At 50.1% G+C, this 17,245-nt stretch carries 15 protein-coding genes; 1 reads left to right on the forward strand and 14 read right to left on the reverse strand.

Going from position 1 to position 17,245, the window contains the following annotated elements; genetic code table 11:
* The 8 genes from ALO_RS06710 to ALO_RS06745 form a co-directional block, all read right to left on the reverse strand.
* On the reverse strand, positions 1-276 hold the full coding sequence (locus ALO_RS06710; RefSeq protein WP_004094100.1) for a hypothetical protein: 276 nt from the start codon (positions 274-276) through the stop codon (positions 1-3).
* Positions 277-386: 110 nt separating this feature from the next.
* Positions 387-1,382, reverse strand: a complete 996-nt coding sequence (locus ALO_RS06715) for a SpoIID/LytB domain-containing protein (protein WP_004094102.1) — start codon at positions 1,380-1,382, stop codon at positions 387-389.
* A gap of 162 nt (positions 1,383-1,544) precedes the next feature.
* Positions 1,545-3,350 (reverse strand): GGDEF domain-containing protein, encoded by a 1,806-nt coding sequence (locus ALO_RS06720; RefSeq protein WP_004094103.1) that lies wholly within the window; start codon positions 3,348-3,350, stop codon positions 1,545-1,547.
* Positions 3,351-3,442: 92 nt separating this feature from the next.
* Positions 3,443-5,197, reverse strand: coding sequence for a methyl-accepting chemotaxis protein (locus tag ALO_RS06725; protein ID WP_004094104.1), 1,755 nt, complete (start codon positions 5,195-5,197; stop codon positions 3,443-3,445).
* Between the two features lie 162 nt (positions 5,198-5,359).
* Entirely contained in the window at positions 5,360-6,217 is an 858-nt protein-coding gene (gene pstA / locus ALO_RS06730) for a phosphate ABC transporter permease PstA (protein WP_004094105.1), read from the reverse strand.
* Positions 6,217-7,077: a phosphate ABC transporter permease subunit PstC gene (gene pstC / locus ALO_RS06735; protein WP_040292924.1), complete on the reverse strand. Its 861-nt coding sequence runs from the start codon at positions 7,075-7,077 to the stop codon at positions 6,217-6,219. The genes pstA and pstC overlap by 1 nt, the downstream gene beginning before the upstream one ends.
* Positions 7,078-7,349: 272 nt before the next feature.
* Positions 7,350-8,246 carry a phosphate ABC transporter substrate-binding protein gene (locus tag ALO_RS06740; RefSeq protein ID WP_072031815.1) on the reverse strand — a complete coding sequence of 299 codons (897 nt, stop codon included), beginning with the start codon at positions 8,244-8,246 and terminating at the stop codon, positions 7,350-7,352.
* Positions 8,247-8,395: 149 nt separating this feature from the next.
* Entirely contained in the window at positions 8,396-9,133 is a 738-nt protein-coding gene (locus tag ALO_RS06745; RefSeq protein ID WP_004094108.1) for a zinc dependent phospholipase C family protein, read from the reverse strand.
* A gap of 224 nt (positions 9,134-9,357) precedes the next feature.
* Here ALO_RS06745 and ALO_RS06750 point away from each other — a divergent pair, with 224 nt between their 5' ends.
* Positions 9,358-11,151: an ATP-binding protein gene (locus tag ALO_RS06750; RefSeq protein WP_004094109.1), complete on the forward strand. Its 1,794-nt coding sequence runs from the start codon at positions 9,358-9,360 to the stop codon at positions 11,149-11,151.
* 130 nt (positions 11,152-11,281) lie between these two features.
* Here ALO_RS06750 and pstB read toward each other — a convergent pair whose 3' ends face one another.
* The 6 genes from pstB to spoVT all read right to left on the reverse strand — a co-directional run bounded on the left by pstB (position 11,282) and on the right by spoVT (position 17,185).
* Positions 11,282-12,043 (reverse strand): phosphate ABC transporter ATP-binding protein PstB, encoded by a 762-nt coding sequence (pstB, locus tag ALO_RS06755; protein ID WP_004094111.1) that lies wholly within the window; start codon positions 12,041-12,043, stop codon positions 11,282-11,284.
* A gap of 72 nt (positions 12,044-12,115) precedes the next feature.
* Entirely contained in the window at positions 12,116-12,808 is a 693-nt protein-coding gene (locus ALO_RS06760; protein WP_083821046.1) for a response regulator, read from the reverse strand.
* A 197-nt stretch (positions 12,809-13,005) separates the two neighbouring features.
* Positions 13,006-13,281, reverse strand: coding sequence for an HU family DNA-binding protein (locus ALO_RS06765; RefSeq protein ID WP_004094114.1), 276 nt, complete (start codon positions 13,279-13,281; stop codon positions 13,006-13,008).
* Between the two features lie 95 nt (positions 13,282-13,376).
* Positions 13,377-14,840, reverse strand: coding sequence for a bifunctional methyltransferase/pyrophosphohydrolase YabN (gene yabN, locus ALO_RS06770; RefSeq protein WP_004094116.1), 1,464 nt, complete (start codon positions 14,838-14,840; stop codon positions 13,377-13,379).
* Entirely contained in the window at positions 14,837-16,438 is a 1,602-nt protein-coding gene (locus ALO_RS06775) for a putative polysaccharide biosynthesis protein (protein WP_004094118.1), read from the reverse strand. Before ALO_RS06775 ends, yabN begins: the two co-directional genes overlap by 4 nt.
* 174 nt (positions 16,439-16,612) lie before the next feature.
* The gene (gene spoVT, locus ALO_RS06780) at positions 16,613-17,185 is read right to left on the reverse strand and encodes a stage V sporulation protein T (RefSeq protein WP_004094120.1); all 573 of its coding nucleotides are present in this window, start codon (positions 17,183-17,185) and stop codon (positions 16,613-16,615) included.
* Between the last annotated feature and the right edge of the window lie 60 nt (positions 17,186-17,245).

Below are 17,245 nucleotides of genomic sequence, written 5' to 3' on the forward strand. Positions count from 1 at the left end.
TTAAGACAAAATAAAGGATGCCACCCATAAGACCAGCGCTGACACCACGTAACCCATGGCGGTTTTGGCGGCAAAGGCAGCGTCGCGTTGGGTCAGGGGGATTTTCCGGTAGATGACGGCCGTGCGCCAGGATGCTAGGGCCACGGTAAAGAAGACCAGCATCAGCCACAGATCAATATAGTTCACCAGTAAATAGATCAATTTAGCGGGGATACGGCTGAGATGGAATTTCTGAATCAGATTGGAAATGAAATGGAGAATAGAATCGAAACTCATACAAACCTCCGACTTTTTAACCGCCTGCCGCTCAGGACAGGCAACTTATGAAAAGCAGCCGGGTATCATTCCGGCTGCTTTTTGGGGGGGAGATGATTTTTTTAAAGGTCTTATTTCCAGCGTTTTTCGATCTTTACATCTTTAAAGTAATATTGAGCGATTTCTTCCGGCTTTTTGCCATCAACGGCCATCTTGTTGGCGCCCCATTGGGACATGCCCACACCGTGACCATAGCCTTTTCCGCTAAAAAAGACCTTATTTCCGGAAACCTCCACTTTATCCAACAGCATAGACTTTAGCTTCATGCTGTCCAAGGCTACTCTCAGATTAGGACCGGATACGGTTTCCTGCCCGTTAACCTTCAATGTCGTCACCCGGCCGGATGGTCCTTTTTCGCCAATGGCCAGGCTATCCAGGCGGTTGACTGATTTTCCGATTTTTGCGAGAGCCGCCAGAACTTCCTGTTTAGTGAAAACTGCGGTCCAATGTTTCACATCCGCCGGAGCCAGATCATCCGGCGACTGTACCGAACGGATATAGGGAGGTTCGGCCTCCTGATAGTTCAGGCCCTCTTTGGCGGTGGCAGTAATACCGCCGGCGCTGGCATGAAACCAGGCGTTAATCGGTTTGCCCTGATAGGTCAGAATCATGCCCCGGGTCATTTCCACCGCTTTTTTGATATTGTCGTTTATAGCTTGAGCGCTGTAAGCCTGAAATTCCTTGATATCAGTAGAGGCTTGCGTACCCCGTTCCGGAACGCCGCCTTTGGTTTCAATCTCATGCAAGGTAAAAGAACGGGCAATAATCGCTTGGGCTGCCAGGGCGTTTACCGGCCATTCCGGTTTCATTTCCCCGGCCACCACCCCGGTCAGGTATTCTTCCAGCTTCATTTTTCTCTTTTCGCCGGTCTCATGCATATAGACCGTAATTTCCGGCTCGGACTGGGTGGCCGCAGACTGTTGCTGCTGGGACCCAGGCTTGGGAGTCTGTCCCGGCGTCGGTTTTTGCTGTGGACTCTTGCCACCAAACCAGTTGCAGCCGCCGCTGACGATTAACAGGGCAAATATCGCAAACCAGAGATACCTGAGAATCTTTGCTGTCTTCATGTTTTCTACCGCCTTTCAGCATTTTATCAGTCTGATGTCACAAAACCTCTCAGTAGTATCTTTTGAACTCCGGCTATTTTTATGTATGGAAAGCATAAAAAAAGACAACAACCTAAGAATTCAGAATGGTTGTTGTCTTCTGAGCGCACCTGGGCCAATATTTCAGGCAATATGATAGCAGCTTGTCCAGGTTAATTTACATTTTTGTTTGATTGTGGCGGCAGCCTCGCCTAATTGCAGGTAATCCTGGTATTGGGTTTCCCGGTTGGTCACCACGCCGATAGATATGGAGACAAAGGGGAACTCTTCCTCCTGTCCACGGCGGTTTTTTGCGCGGATGTATCCGCGGCGGCGGTCTTCTTCATTGTAGAAACCGGGCACCTGAGCGTCAAACGTCTGAATAATTCTTTCACAAACCGCTTCTACTTGGTTAGAACGAAGAATGGCAACGAAATCATCACCGCCGATATGCCCCAGGAAGACGTCGGAAAATTCTTGGCACTGCAGTTGCTTCTGAATGATCTGAGCCGTCATCTGAATGACCTGATCGCCGTTTTCAAAGCCGTATACATCATTATACGATTTAAAGTTATCCAAATCAAAATAAAGTACGGCATAATCCCCGGTATCGGCCACCACTTTTTTCAGCTCTTCTTCCACCAGCATATTTCCCGGCAATCCGGTCAGGGGATTGGAATGTTTTGCCCGGGTTAATTCCAGCTGTGAGATCTTCTCCAGCAGCGACTTAACAGTCGTAATGCCGAAATACTCGCCATCACGGGTAATAATGATACAGTCATACATGCTTTCTTCCGTACGGGCCAAAGCGAATTTCGCTACCTGGTCAAGAGGCGTATAATAATCGAATACCAGGGGATTTTTGTCCATGAGCAATTCTACCGGACGTTTCATGTACACAGCCACTCCGTACTGGGTAGCCAGATGGGCCAAAAATTTATATTTCATCAGTACGCCCACCGGTTGACCGCCACCCACAATCGGGATTCCCTGAATTGTAGGATTGGCGTTAAAATGATCAATAATCTGATGCCCATCGGTGCCGGGCGAAAAGCTCCTGTCCTGACACGCTATTTCTCCAATCGGCAGGGTAAGGAGGGTGTAAAAAAGATTCCGGCCTTTACGCTGGTTTCTCTCGTTAATCGCGTGGCGCAACTGAGTTGAAATCTCCAGGAAATCCGGCATCGGTCTCTGCAGAAAGTACCCTTGCCCATAATGAATGCCGATATCAATCAAGGCATTCAGTTCGCCAATAGTCTCGATGCCCTCGGCAATGATTTTCATGTTTGTAGCCAGCGAAAAGTCGTAGAAGGCTTTCATAAGAGCCTGCTTTAAAGGGTCTTTATCGATATTGCGCACTAGTTCCATATCAATCTTAACATAGTGAGGATGAGTTTCCGCCAGCAGTGTCAAACCGGAATAACCGGACCCGGTATCATCCAGCGCGATCTTATATCCCTGGCTGGTGTAATGATCAAGGGTCTTTTTAAAGCTTTTATAATCTTCAATGGCGGTTTTTTCGGTAATTTCAAAGATGATATTGACGGCATCAACCTGGCAGCGCTCCAGAATCTCCTTGGTCAGGCCTTTTTTAAAGCGGATATCATGGATCACTTTTGGATCCACGTTCAAAAACAGCATTTTCTGCGGAATCATTTCCCGGGCCTTTTCCAAAGCACGAGAGCGGCATAGAAATTCCAAATCCCACAGCAGATTGTAGTGCTTTGCCGCGGCAAACAACTTGTTCGGCCATTCCAGCCGCGATCCCGCAGGGCCGCGGCTCAACGCTTCATACCCCAGGATTGATCCATCTGAAAGCGACACAATCGGCTGAAATACGGTTTGAATTGCCTTTTGCCGCAGTATGTTCTGCAGTTCCACACATAATGAATCAGAATATCGCGGGACTCCATCCGGGTTATCATCGGTCAGCGTCATCCATTCCAACATATGCGGAGCCTCCTGTATCACAATCAATTCAATCTCATTTTGAAGGCGGGGATTGTTGAAAAAAGCTCCAGATTCGGAGCCACAGACGAGTTTTATTTGAACTGAGTCACCAGGCTGTCAAGGCGGCTGGAGAGCTCCCTTAGTTTCTCGATGGAATGATTCATCTCTATGGCAATTTGCGCCTGTTCCTGTGAAATAGACGTAATTTCCTGCCCATGGGCCGAGGTTTGCATCGCCAGTTGATTACTGGACATCATGGCCTGCATGGCTGTGTGGCAGAGTTCGACCTGTTTTTCCGTCTGGATTTTTATCCGGCCGGCTTCCTGCTGCACATGGCTGACCGTAGCGGCAATGCGGCTAAACGCCTGGCCGGAATCAGCGGCTGCTGCCACGCCCTGTCCCGCGTACTCGCAGCTTTGCCGCATGGAGGTTAATGCTTCTTTCGTTTCACTTTGTATTTTATTTACAATCTCACTGATTTGAGTGACCGCCCCGGAAGACTCGTTGGCCAATTTTCGAACTTCCTCAGCCACCACAGCAAATCCCCGCCCGGCATTTCCGGCTCGGGCGGCCTCAATAGCGGCATTCAATGCCAAAAGGTTGGTCTGATGGGAGAATTGGGAAATCGTCAGGCTGATTTGTCCGATAGCATGGGCGCTTTGATCCAGGACGGTCATCATGGACTCGGTTTTCGCCACTAACTGCTGCAGCGTCCGCATTTGCCCCATGGCTTGATCAATAACCGTTTGCCCCTGAGTGGCTACTGTCACGCTTTCATCCGTAGCAGCGGCTACTTGTTTAATACTGTCTGACATGGCAGTACTGATCCTGACCATTTCTTCCAACAGATGTTCCGTAGTCTGTGTTTCCCGGGTCTGCTGTTCAATTTGCCGGGTAACACCTTCCAGGGCCAAAACCACCTGGCCGCTTCCCACCTTCAGTTCGCCGGAGGATGCGGCTACCTGGTCGGCGGCATTCTTGACCAACCGTGAGGATTCCTGTACGGAACCGACAATGCCTCCCAACCGGTCAGCCATATGGTTAAAAGCTTTGGCCACTGTGCCAAACTCGTCTTTGTGGTCAGTGGCAAGACGATAGGAAAGATGGCCTTCCGCAACATACTCGGCGCCTGCAGCCAGCTGCTTCAGCGGAGAAAGGGCCTTTCTGGCCGCGACGAGTCCCAGCACCACAAATACCGCAACGATCAACAAAGTGACATAAATGCTGTGCCGAACCATTTCCCTGGCCGATTGCAGAGCTACTTCCTTGGGATAGCAGGATAGCACCAGCCAGTCTGTGTTTGCAATCGGCCGGAAAGATACCAGATATTCCTGCCCCCGGTATATCCCTTCGGTAAAGCCGCTTTCCTGTTCGGAAGCCACGCGAAAATATGAATCATCCAAGGTTCGCCGCGCTTCCACAGCCGTCGTATCCATCTGGTGATAAAGCGGCACCCGGTTCTTATCCATCACCGTCACCGCATAGCCCGGGTTTTGCGATAATACATGCTCGATCATGGTATGCAGACTACCCGGAACAACCGGCTGCGTGGTCCGCATTTCTTCTTTCCCGCTGGTAAGCACTACAGAATTCTTTTGGGCTAATATGAATGTGTCAATATCACTGGCAATTCGGTCCGCTACCTGATTATTTCTTTGGATTGCAGCCTGAGTCAGGCTATGGATCATCTGGTCGGTGAAGTACCATCCTACCAGCAAAAGCGGGACGCTGCAGGTGATGATAATAAATAACGCGACACGAGCCGTAATTGATGCAAAAGCAGCAGCAATATGTTCTTGTTTCAACCGACTTTGGATCTTTGCGGAAAACTGCATAAATCGATGCATATCGTTCCTCCAGAATCATCATAGTACTGCATAAAGTGTATCAACAAATTTTGTCATTTTAAATACAATTTACCAATTTTTAAACTTAAATTAATACAACCTTAATATTGGGGGACAAAAAATAAGCCTGACCTACGCATCAGACTTATCCGTAACGTCTCGCTATCTTGAACCGGTCAATTTTCGGCGCAACATTTCGCCCGGCACGGTAAACAAAAGATTGAACATCAGCACCACGATGATCAGCAGCGCGCCGATGCCGTTGGCAATCTCCATACGGTCCGGCACCAGGCCAATTGCCATGACATACCACATATGCACCGCCAGGGTTTCGCCGGAAGCAAACAGGTCGAAATCCGGCAGATGCCGGGATACCGTAGTGCCGGCGGTGAAAATCAAGATCGCGGTTTCGCCTACGGCCCGGCCTGCTGTCAGCGTAATGCCGGTAATAATCCCCGGGAGGGCATTGGGTAAAACAACCCGCCAGATCGTCTGCCATTTGGTGGCGCCAAGGGCCAGGCTGGCCTCACGGTATGCCTGGGGCACTGCCCGGAGGGACTCTTCCGTGACCCTGACCAGCAAAGGCAGATTTAACAGGGTGAGTGTCATCGCCCCGGCAATAATACTGATGCCAAAACCTAAAATATTGATAAAAACGATCATGCCAAATAAAGCCAAAACGATGGATGGCACAGTAGCCAGGCTTTCAGTGCTGAGGCGGACAATATCGGTCAGCCGGCTGTTGCCGGCGTACTCCGACAGATAGATCCCTGCGCCTACTGCCACCGGAAATGCCACCCCAAAGGAGAGAACCAGAATATAAAAAGTGTTGAAAAGCTGGGGCCCTACTCCTCCTCCGGCTTCAATGTCGCTAGGGCGTCCGGTGATAAAATCCCAGGTCAATACCGGCAAGCCTTTGTACAAGAGGTATACCAAAAAAGACAGAAGAATGCCGATAATTAAAAACGCTGACAGCCACAGGAGGACTGTAACCAGTTTATCCGTTATCTTAGGCGACACTACGCATACCTCCTCTTGGCAATGCGGCGGATGCCGACGATCATCAGGAGAGAAATCACCAATAACACCAAAGCCATCAAAAACAGCGCATCCCCCCAGACCGAACCAAAGGGAGTATTGCCCATCTCCACCACAATTTCACTGGTCAGGGTGGCGGTAGGAGTAAACAGTGAAAGGGGCAAAAGCGGAGTGTTGCCGATGACCATTTGCACTGCCATGGTTTCCCCGATAGCTCGGGCCATAGCCAGGATAATCGAGGTCATAATGCCAGGCAGAGCTGTTGGCAGCAACACTCGCCAAATAGTCTGCCAGCGGGTGGCGCCCAACGCCAGAGAGGCTTCTTCCAAAGAAGCGGGCACAGCCCGCAGGGCGTCTTCTGAAATATTAATAACCGTAGGCAAAATCATAATTGCTAAAATAGAGGAGGCTGCCAGCAAACCAAAGCCGGAAGGGACCGGAAACTGTTCCCGGATAAAAGGTACAATCGCCGTTAAGCCAATATAGCCATAAACAACTGAAGGTATTGCCACATATAAATCCGTAGCCGGCCGCATCAGGGCCCTTAGCCAGGAAGGGGATATTTTCGCCAGGAAGATGGCCCCTGCCAGTCCCAAAGGTGCGCCCAAGGCAACAGCCATGACTGTCGTACACACTGAACCAAGAATAAAGCTCAAAGCTCCATAGCGGCCTTCCATCGGGTCCCATTTGGCTGCAAGAAAAAACTCCGCCGGACTCACTGCCCGGAATGTTTGCAAGCCCTGCTGCCCGATAAAAATGATAATGGATAAAATAATAATAGCCATCAAAAAGGCGCTGCCAATGAATAGATACCGGATATAGCGGTCATAAATCAGACGCATCTGATGATCGGCGCCGGGTCCCCGGTGTTTGGGGTTGTCGGATCCGGGCTCCGGCTTGTCTTGGGTGAGTACGAACAAATCAATCACATCCCGCATGTTTTGAATGCCGAATTCTATTATAGTATAAGATGAAACCAATATTGTTAATCCAATGTTAATTTTTTGTTAAAATATTAACGAAAAAGCAACATACAATATGGCGGCCTGCCGGCATATTAAAAGGACAGGCCATACATACACGGCCTGTCCTTTTATGTTACGGATAACGGAATTTACTTGGGCATCTTGGTGCTGGGAACAAAGCCATTCTTTTCGGCGTATTTTTCCTGGAAGTCTTTGCTGGTAGCATAATCAATGAAGGCTTTTACTGCACCGGTCGGGGCGCCTTTGGTAAACATGCGGCCATAAGTGTAGATGCCGTATTTGCCGCTGACTACATTGTCTACAGAATATTTCACGCCGTTATAGGTCAATTCTTTTACGGTTTTGTCTACATAGGCGGCATCCACATAGCCGATCGCGCCGGGAGTGCTGGCCACTGCCGTCCGCAGGGCGCCGTTGGAGTCCTGAATGACAACATTGTCGGTAAACGCAGCGTTTTTCAATACCACTTCCGCAATAGTGGCGCGGGAACCGGAAGACTTAGAACGGCTCATAATCGTGATTTTTTGATCCTGCCCGCCGACTTCTTTCCAGTTCGTGATTTTGCCGCTTAAAATGCTTGCAGCCTGTTCAGTGGTAAGAGAATTGACGGATACGTCCGGGTGAGTAATAAACACAAAGGGGATAACTACCAATTTATGTTCTACCAGGCCTTTATCCTTCAATTGTGCATCCAGGGCTACGTCGGAGTTGCCGATATTCACAGCGCCTGAGGCTACCTGGTTCTGCCCGGTGAAGGAACCGCCGCCGGCGATATTAACAGTTACATTGGCATTGGCTTTTTGGAACTCTTCCTGAGCTGCTTTTAATAAAGGCAATAATGCGGTAGAGCCGGAAGCTGTTACAGTACCCTTGATTTCTCCTGAGTTTTGACCCTCATTCTTAGCCCCGCCACAACCGGCCAGCAAACTGGCGGAAACGGCAACCATGGCTACCAAAGCTGCTATTCTCTTGAAATTGAACAAGTGAATTCCCCTCCTGTACTTTCTTCCAGTATTTTTTTTCATTTTAGTAAAATAGCTTTTCTATACTCTATATTAAACCATAACGAACAGGCTATTGTTATCACAATGTTAATTTCCTGTTAATTATGATCAAAATTTCTCTTTTATGAATGAACGCCAGACTGCGTGACACTACCCGGCCTGTCGGCCGGTTAAGCTACGGTAAATGTCTCAAGAGAGCCGGAACGCAGGTTATGACCCATGCTGCTGCAGAACTGCAGGAACAAACCGGCAGTAGTTCGCTGGGCCAACGGCAGAAGAATGGCAGTCGCTTTATGATATGATGCCTCATTGACTCCCGATTGGACCCACTGCAACAGATCGGCGCTAATAAGCGCATTATGAAGTATCATGGACCGGACCGATTTTCCCTCCCGGTAAATACCATGGGTATTCACCCCATAGTCGGCGTGATGTTCCTTAGCCCAGGTTTCATATTGTTTATGCCCGGTCAGCATTTTCAACTGAGTATGATGGGGTACACACATATCCTGCACCAGATGGGCAGCAGCCCCCAGGAAAAACATGGCCTCCCGGACGCTCCGCCGGCGCATGAGTTTACCGGCCCGCGCCATATATTGGCCGAATTCTTCCCAGGCAGTGGGAAACTGCCACAGCCCTTTGCGGGTGGTAGGATGAAAATAGTGGGAAATATTTCTCCAGCCTTCATCCGCCCATAGAACGCCGGCATTCAGCTCATTCATGTATTGGCTCATCAAATCGGCGTAATGTTCCAGACCATCCTGCCGCAGGATTTTAACCGCCTGACGGTTGCAAAATTCATGAGTAATGCTTGGACGGTCGATGATTCCTTGCAACGGACTAGCGGTGGTCAGCAAAAGTCTGACACCGCCTACTGCCGAAATGGTGGTTAAGGTTTGCAAGTTCATGTGAATCTCCTCGCTTTCCTGGCAACTGTCTATGCCTATTTTCTGCCCTTGCGCTATTTCCACTATTATCGTATCATGTCAGATAATATCACTTGTTATGCCTGGATTAAATCATGTTAAACCCGTGTTAAAAACTCGTTATATTTCGGGAATAGCTTGTTTTTCCATCTAAAATCCCTTATTGTTGAACATAAATAAATACGCATTCGGAGGCTATATCTATTATGCGCATGTGGGGGCTTCGTTCCCGTTTAATCCTCTCGTTTGTATTATTGATTATCCTGCCGTTAACCGTGTTAGGCACCTATCTGCTCTGGTACACCCATCAGTCCAGCGTGGACCACCTGACCCGGCATCTGGAGGCTCAGGCCCGGATCATTGAATATATCCTGCGCCCTTCTGTCCACGGCCAGGAATGGCAGACCGCTGCTAATGCCAGGATCAAAAAAGTCGGCGAAAAGACCGACCTGAGAATCACAGTCATCGCCGCAGATGGCGCAGTGTTGGCCGACTCTCAGGCAGATTGGTCCCGCATGGAAAATCATCTGCACCGTCCGGAAATTGCCGCTGCTTTGGCCGGAAGTTCCGGCAGCGTCATCCGCTACAGCACCACCCTGAGAGAAAATATGCTGTATGTGACCGTCCCGCTGGTGCGAGACAGTCGCGTTGCCGCTGTCATCCGCGTCTCCACCACTCTGGCGCCGTTAGAGAACGATTTGGCCAAGGTTCGTTCGGTATTACTGGTTGTCTCTCTCGTCATTTGCTTCTTGGCCATATTGATCAGCGTTCGTCTGTCCGGCAAATATACCGAACCACTGGAACAAATCACACGAGTAGCGCAAAAAATCGGCGAAGGCCGGCTGGATCAGAGGGTTCATATCCGCACCGGCGACGAGGTGGAGTTATTAGCCCATGCCCTCAATACACTGGCTTCCAATCTGGATGATAAAGTCAATGAAATCATCGAGGAAAAACGCAAACTGGAACTGATTCTGGAACACATGGACAATGCTGTTCTCGTCTTTGACAAATATGGCCGGATCACCATGGCCAACCACATGGCCATGGCCAGCTTTCATATCGAGGAAACCATGCTGGGCAAGCACAATATCCAGGTAATCGGCATCAGCCTCCTGGACCGGGCCATTCAGGAAACCGTAGCAGCCGGCGTCAGCCGCTCAATGGATTTAAAAACCGATGTAGAAGGGCAAAAACGGGTGTTTCAGGTTTCGATTGTCCCCATCGCCTCGATTCCTGCCAATGAGAATAAAAGCGATATTTCCGGCACACTGGCCGTATTTCATGATATCACCACCCTGCAGGAAATCCACGAACGTCAGGCGGAATTTGTAGCTAACGCTTCCCATGAACTGGCCACGCCCCTTACAGCCATCAAAGGCTTCGCCGAAACCCTGCTGGACGGCGCATTGGAAGACAAAGTACTGACCCGGAAATTCGTCAGCATCATTCATGACGAAGCCGAACGGATGCACCGCCTGGTCCAGGACTTGCTGCAACTGGCCAAGCTGGATTCCCGCGAATACCGGCAGCAGCTTCACCTGGAACCGGTCAATCTGCGGCCTATGTTTGAAAACGTAATCCAGGAGTTGTCGTCCCGCTGGCAGGGGAAAAATTTGACCGTTACCCTGGACCCAAGTCCGGAGGATGTTTTCGCCCTGGCCAACCCGGATTGGGTAAAGCAGGTGGCGATTAATCTCCTGGATAATGCTATCAAGTATACTCCGATAGACGGTTCGGTATGGATCCGATATCGCTCTGACGGGAATCAGGCTGTCATTGCTGTCAGGGATTCCGGCAACGGCATCCCGGCCAAAGATCTGCCCTTAATCTTCGACCGGTTTTACCGGGTAGACCGGGCCAGATCCCGGGCAGCCGGCGGCACCGGCTTAGGCCTGGCCATCGTGAAATTCATCGTGGAAACCCTGGGCGGCAAAATCGAAGTCCAAAGCAGCGCTAAAAACGGAACAATCTTTATCTTTACTTTGCCCCTTGCGTAAAAAAATAAAAGCGGAGTTAAAATTGGCACTGCCAACTTAACTCCGCTTTTTTTATTGCCGTTAAATTCTTCTTAAAAACCCTGCACGAATCATCTACGGCCTCGAAACAGGGGCCTTTTTCAACGGCCTCCTACCCGAATCTTCCCGTGATATAGTCCTCGGTTCGTTTATCATGAGGTCTGGTAAATATCGCGTCGGTCTGGTCCCGCTCCACCAGATCCCCGTTCAGGAAAAACGCCGTATAGTCAGATGCCCTGGCAGCCTGCTGCATGTTATGGGTTACCATGACGATCGTATATCTTTCTTTTAGTTCAGTCACCAATTCCTCGATCTTCATGGTGGAAATCGGGTCCAAAGCCGAACAGGGTTCATCCATTAAAAGCACTTCCGGCTCTACCGCCAACAGCCGGGCAATGCACAGGCGCTGTTGCTGCCCGCCGGAAATGCCAGTGGCGGAAGCTTTCAGCCGATCTTTCACCTCATCCCAGAGGGCGGCTGCTTTCAGGCTTTTTTCCACGATCTCATCCAGCCGGGCCTTAGACTTTAATCCATGGATGCGAGGCCCATAGGCCACATTATCGTAGATGGACATAGGGAAGGGATTGGGACGTTGAAACACCATGCCAACCCGCTTGCGCAGCATGACTACATCCGTATTGGGATGATAAATGTTCTCCCCGTCCAGAATGATTTCACCTTCGATCTTTACTCCTTCGATCAGGTCATTCATACGGTTCAGGGTCCTGAGAAAAGTAGATTTGCCGCAGCCGGAAGGGCCAATCAAGGCTAAAACATTGTTTTTGGGGATATCAATAGAGATCTTCTTTAGGGCCAGAGTCTCTCCATAGTAAAGTTTCAGCTTATTTACCTGAATTTTCATTTCCGTTTCCATTGCAGGCTCCTCCTAGGGATGTCTCTTCAGAGAATATAACACAAATTTCGCATCTGGATTGTTAATTTTGCGTTAAATTTCACGGAAGCGGTAGCCAACACCCCGAACCGTCTCTATAGCATCGGCGATTTCCGGCTCAGATTCCAGTTTTGCCCGGATATGGCGCACATGCACATCCACTGTCCGGGTGTCGCCGAAATACTCATAGCCCCATACCTTCTCCAGCAGTTGCTCCCGGGTATAGGCTTTGCCCAGATTGGTAACAAACAGCTTTAACAATTCATATTCTTTCGGGGTGAGCTCCAGCTTATCCGCTCCCAAAAAGGCTTCATACCGGCTGAAATTCATCCGCAGTTTTCCCAGGGTGAGTTCACCTTCCTGGGTAGAGGGTTTGTGACTCCGGCGCAGGACAGCTTTTACCCGGGCTACCAATTCCCGGGGACTGAAAGGTTTAGTCAAGTAATCATCGGCTCCCATCTCAAGGCCGATGATTTTATCGATTTCCTCATTTTTGGCTGTCAGCATAATAATGGGAATGCCAGAGGTATCCTTCTGACTTTTTAACTGGCGGCAGACTTCGATGCCATCCAGTCCCGGCAGCATTAAATCCAACACCACCAGGTCAGGCTTGTCCGCCTTGGCCTGCTGCAAAGCCTCCAGTCCGTCCATGCTTTCCGTAATCTCATATCCTGCCTTCTGCAGGTTGAACTTAACCAGTTCACGAATCGCCGCCTCATCATCCACCACGAGTATCTTGGCTGTCAACATCAACACCGCCTTATCTCATGCTTTTCCAAAAAATGCGCGCCTCTGTACGGACCCTCTTTTATTATAAGCCACAAGCCGAATCATTCACAATACAGCTGTGTACTGGCGGAATATTCTCTTAAATCAAACAGGTTTTAAAATAAAAGACCAGGCAATGCAACGCCTGGTCTTTTTATGTACAAAAATTCCGATCCCTATTTGTTGATAGCGTCTTTTAGTCCTTTACCAGCTTTAAACACTGGAGTCTTTGAGGCGGCAATGGTAATCTCCTTGCCGGTTTGCGGGTTGCGACCTTTTCTTTCAGCACGCTCTCTTACTTCGAAGGTACCGAAACCAATGAGTTGTACTTTGTCATTTTTAGCCAGAGCGCTTTCGACACTGTCAAATACTGCATTAATTGCCTTTTCAGCATCTTTCTTGGTTATGCCTGCTCTCTCGGCAACACTTGCCACCAATTCCGTTTTATTCACCGTGATTTCCTCCTTGTTTAGTTGTTACGTTTAGCTTTATTCGCTACTTGTCTTTTTATTCCTTCTGGTTTTAAAAAAAATTGCCAAGAATGTAGTTATTTTCTCGTTTCTTTCAACTTTGCGTCGTTCCAGAGCTGATCGAGCTTCTCCAATGTCGAATCTTTCCAGTCTACGCCCTCTTTTTGCAACTGTTGTTCGATATAGCGAAACCGCCGCAAGAATTTATTATTGGCAGCTGTAAGAGCCACTTCCGGCTCTACGCCGATATGCCGGGCCAGATTAACCACGGCGAATAACAGATCACCGGCCTCGGATTCCATATCCTGACGATTGCCGCCGGTAATAGCTGCCTTGAGTTCGTCGCTTTCCTCGGCCAGCTTGTCCCAGACCGGCCCGGTGGAATCCCAGTCAAACCCTACTTTGGCCGCTTTAGACTGGAGCTTAAACGCTCGCATCAGGGCCGGCAGACCAACGGGAACGCCGTCCAGGACATATTTTCGTTCCGCGCCTTTTTCCTGCTGTTTGATCTTGTCCCAGTTCACGACAACCTCAGCGGCGGTTTTTACCGAAATATCGCCGAATACATGAGGATGCCTGCGCACCAGCTTGGTCACAATGCCGTCGATCACGTCCTGCATGGTGAATTCGCCGCTTTCTTCGGCTATCCGGGCATGGAACACCACCTGCAGCAAGAGATCGCCCAGTTCTTCACATAGTGTTTTCTTATCAGCCAGTTCAATGGCCTCCAGGACTTCGTAGACTTCTTCCACCATATAGCGACGCAGGCTCTCATGGGTCTGCTCGATATCCCAGACGCAACCGCCGGGGGAACGCAGCCGGGCCATGGTATCCACCAAGGGAGCAAGCTGAAACGATTGACTGCGCCAGGCATAGGGCGGCACATAGACACTGGTCAGATGATGCAGTTCCGGCTGCCGGTCCAGCTCATAAAGGGGCACCCGGCGCACCACTTCCGAATCCAGGCCCAGATTAACCAATAACACCAGCTCAAAATCATCAGGATAAGATTCCATCAGGGACAGCTTCAGGTCTGAAGCCACCTGACGACTATAGACCTGAGCGATCAGAATGCCACCGTCCCAGACTGGCGAAAGCCCGGCTATGTTGGCGGCATCACAGATCATCAGACCGTTATTGGGGTCCAGGTCCAGTTTGGTATAGGCCAATTCCAAAAAGCTCATGCCCGGATGCACGGTTAGGCTGATGCCTTGCTCCCGGGCCTGACGGCGGATCAGATCCACAGTTTTTTCCGCCACCAGGGGACTGCCCGGTACGGCATAGACTACATTCTGCCCGGCCTGAGCCCGGCTGATCACATCCTGGACAATCGCCTGATACACTGCGTCAAAGTCCGGATAGTGCTCGTAATACTCATCATAACTCGTATAGGAAATATGTCTGGCCGCCAGGCCTGTAACCGCCGGGTGGCGCGCTGTACGCAGAAGGACTGCCGCTCCGGATTCCAATACTGTCAGAGTAGCCAAGGTAATCAAATGAAAGGGACCGGGTCCCAGGCCCACAATATGAATGCTGCTCATCGTTTCATCAATCCAATCAGGCGCAAGATTTTAATCAACTTTGAACCGATCCGGGGCACACCGGACAAATCCCGCTCGGTCACGCCGCCGGTCAACAGCAAGACCACGCCGTAAACCACGCCGCCCACCAGGATGGCAGCCAGAGTGGCTAAACTGTTATGCAGGGTTTGAGACATGACCGAATGATAGGAAAGCAACACCGCTCCGCCCATTAAACCGGCCGCCAGCAATGCTTTAAGCGTAGCTTTCCAATCCAGGACAAAGCCCACATACCGACGGACAAAATACATGTTTAACAAAGCCGCCACCGCGAAGTCGGCATTGGTGGCCCAGGCTGCGCCGGCGATGCCCAGGGCCGGCATGGCGGTCAGCACCCAACTCATGATCACCTTTACCCCGGCGGAAAGGATCATATTCATGACGGGAATCGCCGTATGTCCCAGTCCCTGCAAGACCCCTGTGGTCACCTGGTGGAGCCCCAAGACAAAAATGCCCAAAGACATAATGGCAATGGAAGGGCCGGCATTAGCAGTGCCGTACAGCATCTGGGAAATAGGCGTGGCTAAGAGCCACATGCCGACAAAACTGGGAATGGTGATCAGATTGGCAATCCGCATGGCCGTGGCCACACGCTGATAAATTTGCTGCCGATTGCCCAAAGTAAAGGCTTCGGATACAGCTGGCACCAGGCTGGCGGCTAGAGAGGCTGTCAGGATGGTAGCCAGGTTAATAAGAGGCACAGCCATGCCGGTCAGATAGCCGAATAATTCCGTAGCCTGCTCTACCGTATAGCCGGCTGCTTCCAGGCGAGCCGGCACGATTAACAGATCAATATTGGCAACCACCGGCAGCATGATATTGGCCAGAGACACAGGCAAGGCCAGTTTGACAATGCGGCTGATGATGCTCCAGCTGGACTCCTGCCGGACAGGGGGCTGATTAGCCATTTGTAAAGCAAAGGTCGGCCGCTGCCGCCAATAATAGTAAATAAGAACCAATAAGCCGGCTGCGGCACCAGGACCGGCGCCGAAACTGGCCCCGGCCGCCGCGTATTCCAATCCCCTGGGAATCAACAGATATGCCAGGGTAATCATGGTAACCACCCGGATTAGTTGCTCCACAATCTGGGAGACTGCCGTAGGAGTCATCATCTGCATGCCCTGGAAATAGCCGCGATAACTAGACAGAATCGTAACGAAAAAGATCGCCGGGGCCAGAGCGGCAATGGCATAGTAAGCCCGGGGATCCCGTATGAACTGATGCTCTACCAGCCAACCGGCGCCAATATATAAGAGGAAGGTGAACAAGGCGCCGGTCGCCGCCAGCATGGACAGAGAAATATGAAAAACATGCCTGGCACCCCGATAATCCCGTCGGGCCAATTTCTCCGCCACAATAATGGAAATTGCCACCGGAATGCCGGCGGAAGAGATGCTTAAGGCCAGCAGATAAATCGGATAAGCCATCTGGTATAGGCCGGTACCTTCTCCGCCCAACAGCCGGGACAGCAGAATCCGGTTCACCGACCCGATGATCTTGACCACAAATCCGGCAACGGTCAGAATCATCGCACCTTTGATAAATGTATCCTTGCTCAAAAGAGTCATCCTCTCCATATAACATCAGTGCAGACTCATTTTATTATATCAAAATATTTCCGGTGATAAAACTCTTTACGTGAATTCTCATTTTCTTATTTCATGATATCTTATGCCTAACACAGAAAAGTAGCGAACACCAGTCCGCTACTTCGTCATACAAGATGGGTCGTACTACTGCATCATTTGTTTCGCCAGGAATCCTGCGGCGGTCTCCGCCAGTTTGACTTCCATTTCGCCCATCTGGACATTCGCCTCCCGTGAGCAGATGATTACTGCACCGATGGCGTCTCCTTCTACAATGATCGGCGAAAGAACTTCGGCGGTAAATTTGCACGGCTCATCATCATCAGCATCAATAATGCAGCCGCCCTTAGCAGCGCCCCGGCGCTCAGCCGGGCTATTGCTCAAAACGGTTTTACGGTCTTCCATGACCTTCTCCACCGCCTGACCAATTGCTTTATTCAAGAATTCCTTCTTTGGCGCACCAGCAACAGCGACTATGTTGTCCCGATCAGCGATTAAGATAATGTGGCCGATAGCTTCGTGCAGAGAGTCAGCATATTCTTTCGCAAAATCACCTAACTCACCGACCGGTGAGTATTTCTTCAGGATCACTTCCCCTTCGCGGTCAACATATATTTCTAATGGATCTCCTTCACGGATTCGAAGCGTACGTCTGATTTCCTTGGGTATTACGACTCTGCCTAGATCATCAATTCTTCTTACGATTCCAGTCGCTTTCACCAGCATCCCCCCTTTTCAGCATTAATTTACAATTGATGTCAGTGATAGTATATATCTGGA

This window comes from Acetonema longum DSM 6540 (genome assembly GCF_000219125.1).
Taxonomy (GTDB): Bacteria; Bacillota; Negativicutes; order Sporomusales; family Acetonemataceae; genus Acetonema; species Acetonema longum.

Coding starts and splice junctions, on each gene's coding strand:
- pstB (WP_004094111.1), bottom strand. CDS start 12,043: ATGGAAACGGAAATGAAAATTCAGGTAAATAAGCTGAAACTTTACTAT.
- ALO_RS06710 (WP_004094100.1), bottom strand. CDS start 276: ATGAGTTTCGATTCTATTCTCCATTTCATTTCCAATCTGATTCAGAAA.
- yabN (WP_004094116.1), bottom strand. CDS start 14,840: ATGAGCAGCATTCATATTGTGGGCCTGGGACCCGGTCCCTTTCATTTG.
- pstC (WP_040292924.1), bottom strand. CDS start 7,077: ATGCGTCTGATTTATGACCGCTATATCCGGTATCTATTCATTGGCAGC.
- ALO_RS06745 (WP_004094108.1), bottom strand. CDS start 9,133: ATGAACTTGCAAACCTTAACCACCATTTCGGCAGTAGGCGGTGTCAGA.
- ALO_RS06725 (WP_004094104.1), bottom strand. CDS start 5,197: ATGCATCGATTTATGCAGTTTTCCGCAAAGATCCAAAGTCGGTTGAAA.
- ALO_RS06750 (WP_004094109.1), top strand. CDS start 9,358: ATGCGCATGTGGGGGCTTCGTTCCCGTTTAATCCTCTCGTTTGTATTA.
- ALO_RS06715 (WP_004094102.1), bottom strand. CDS start 1,382: ATGAAGACAGCAAAGATTCTCAGGTATCTCTGGTTTGCGATATTTGCC.
- ALO_RS06740 (WP_072031815.1), bottom strand. CDS start 8,246: ATGAAAAAAAATACTGGAAGAAAGTACAGGAGGGGAATTCACTTGTTC.
- ALO_RS06720 (WP_004094103.1), bottom strand. CDS start 3,350: ATGTTGGAATGGATGACGCTGACCGATGATAACCCGGATGGAGTCCCG.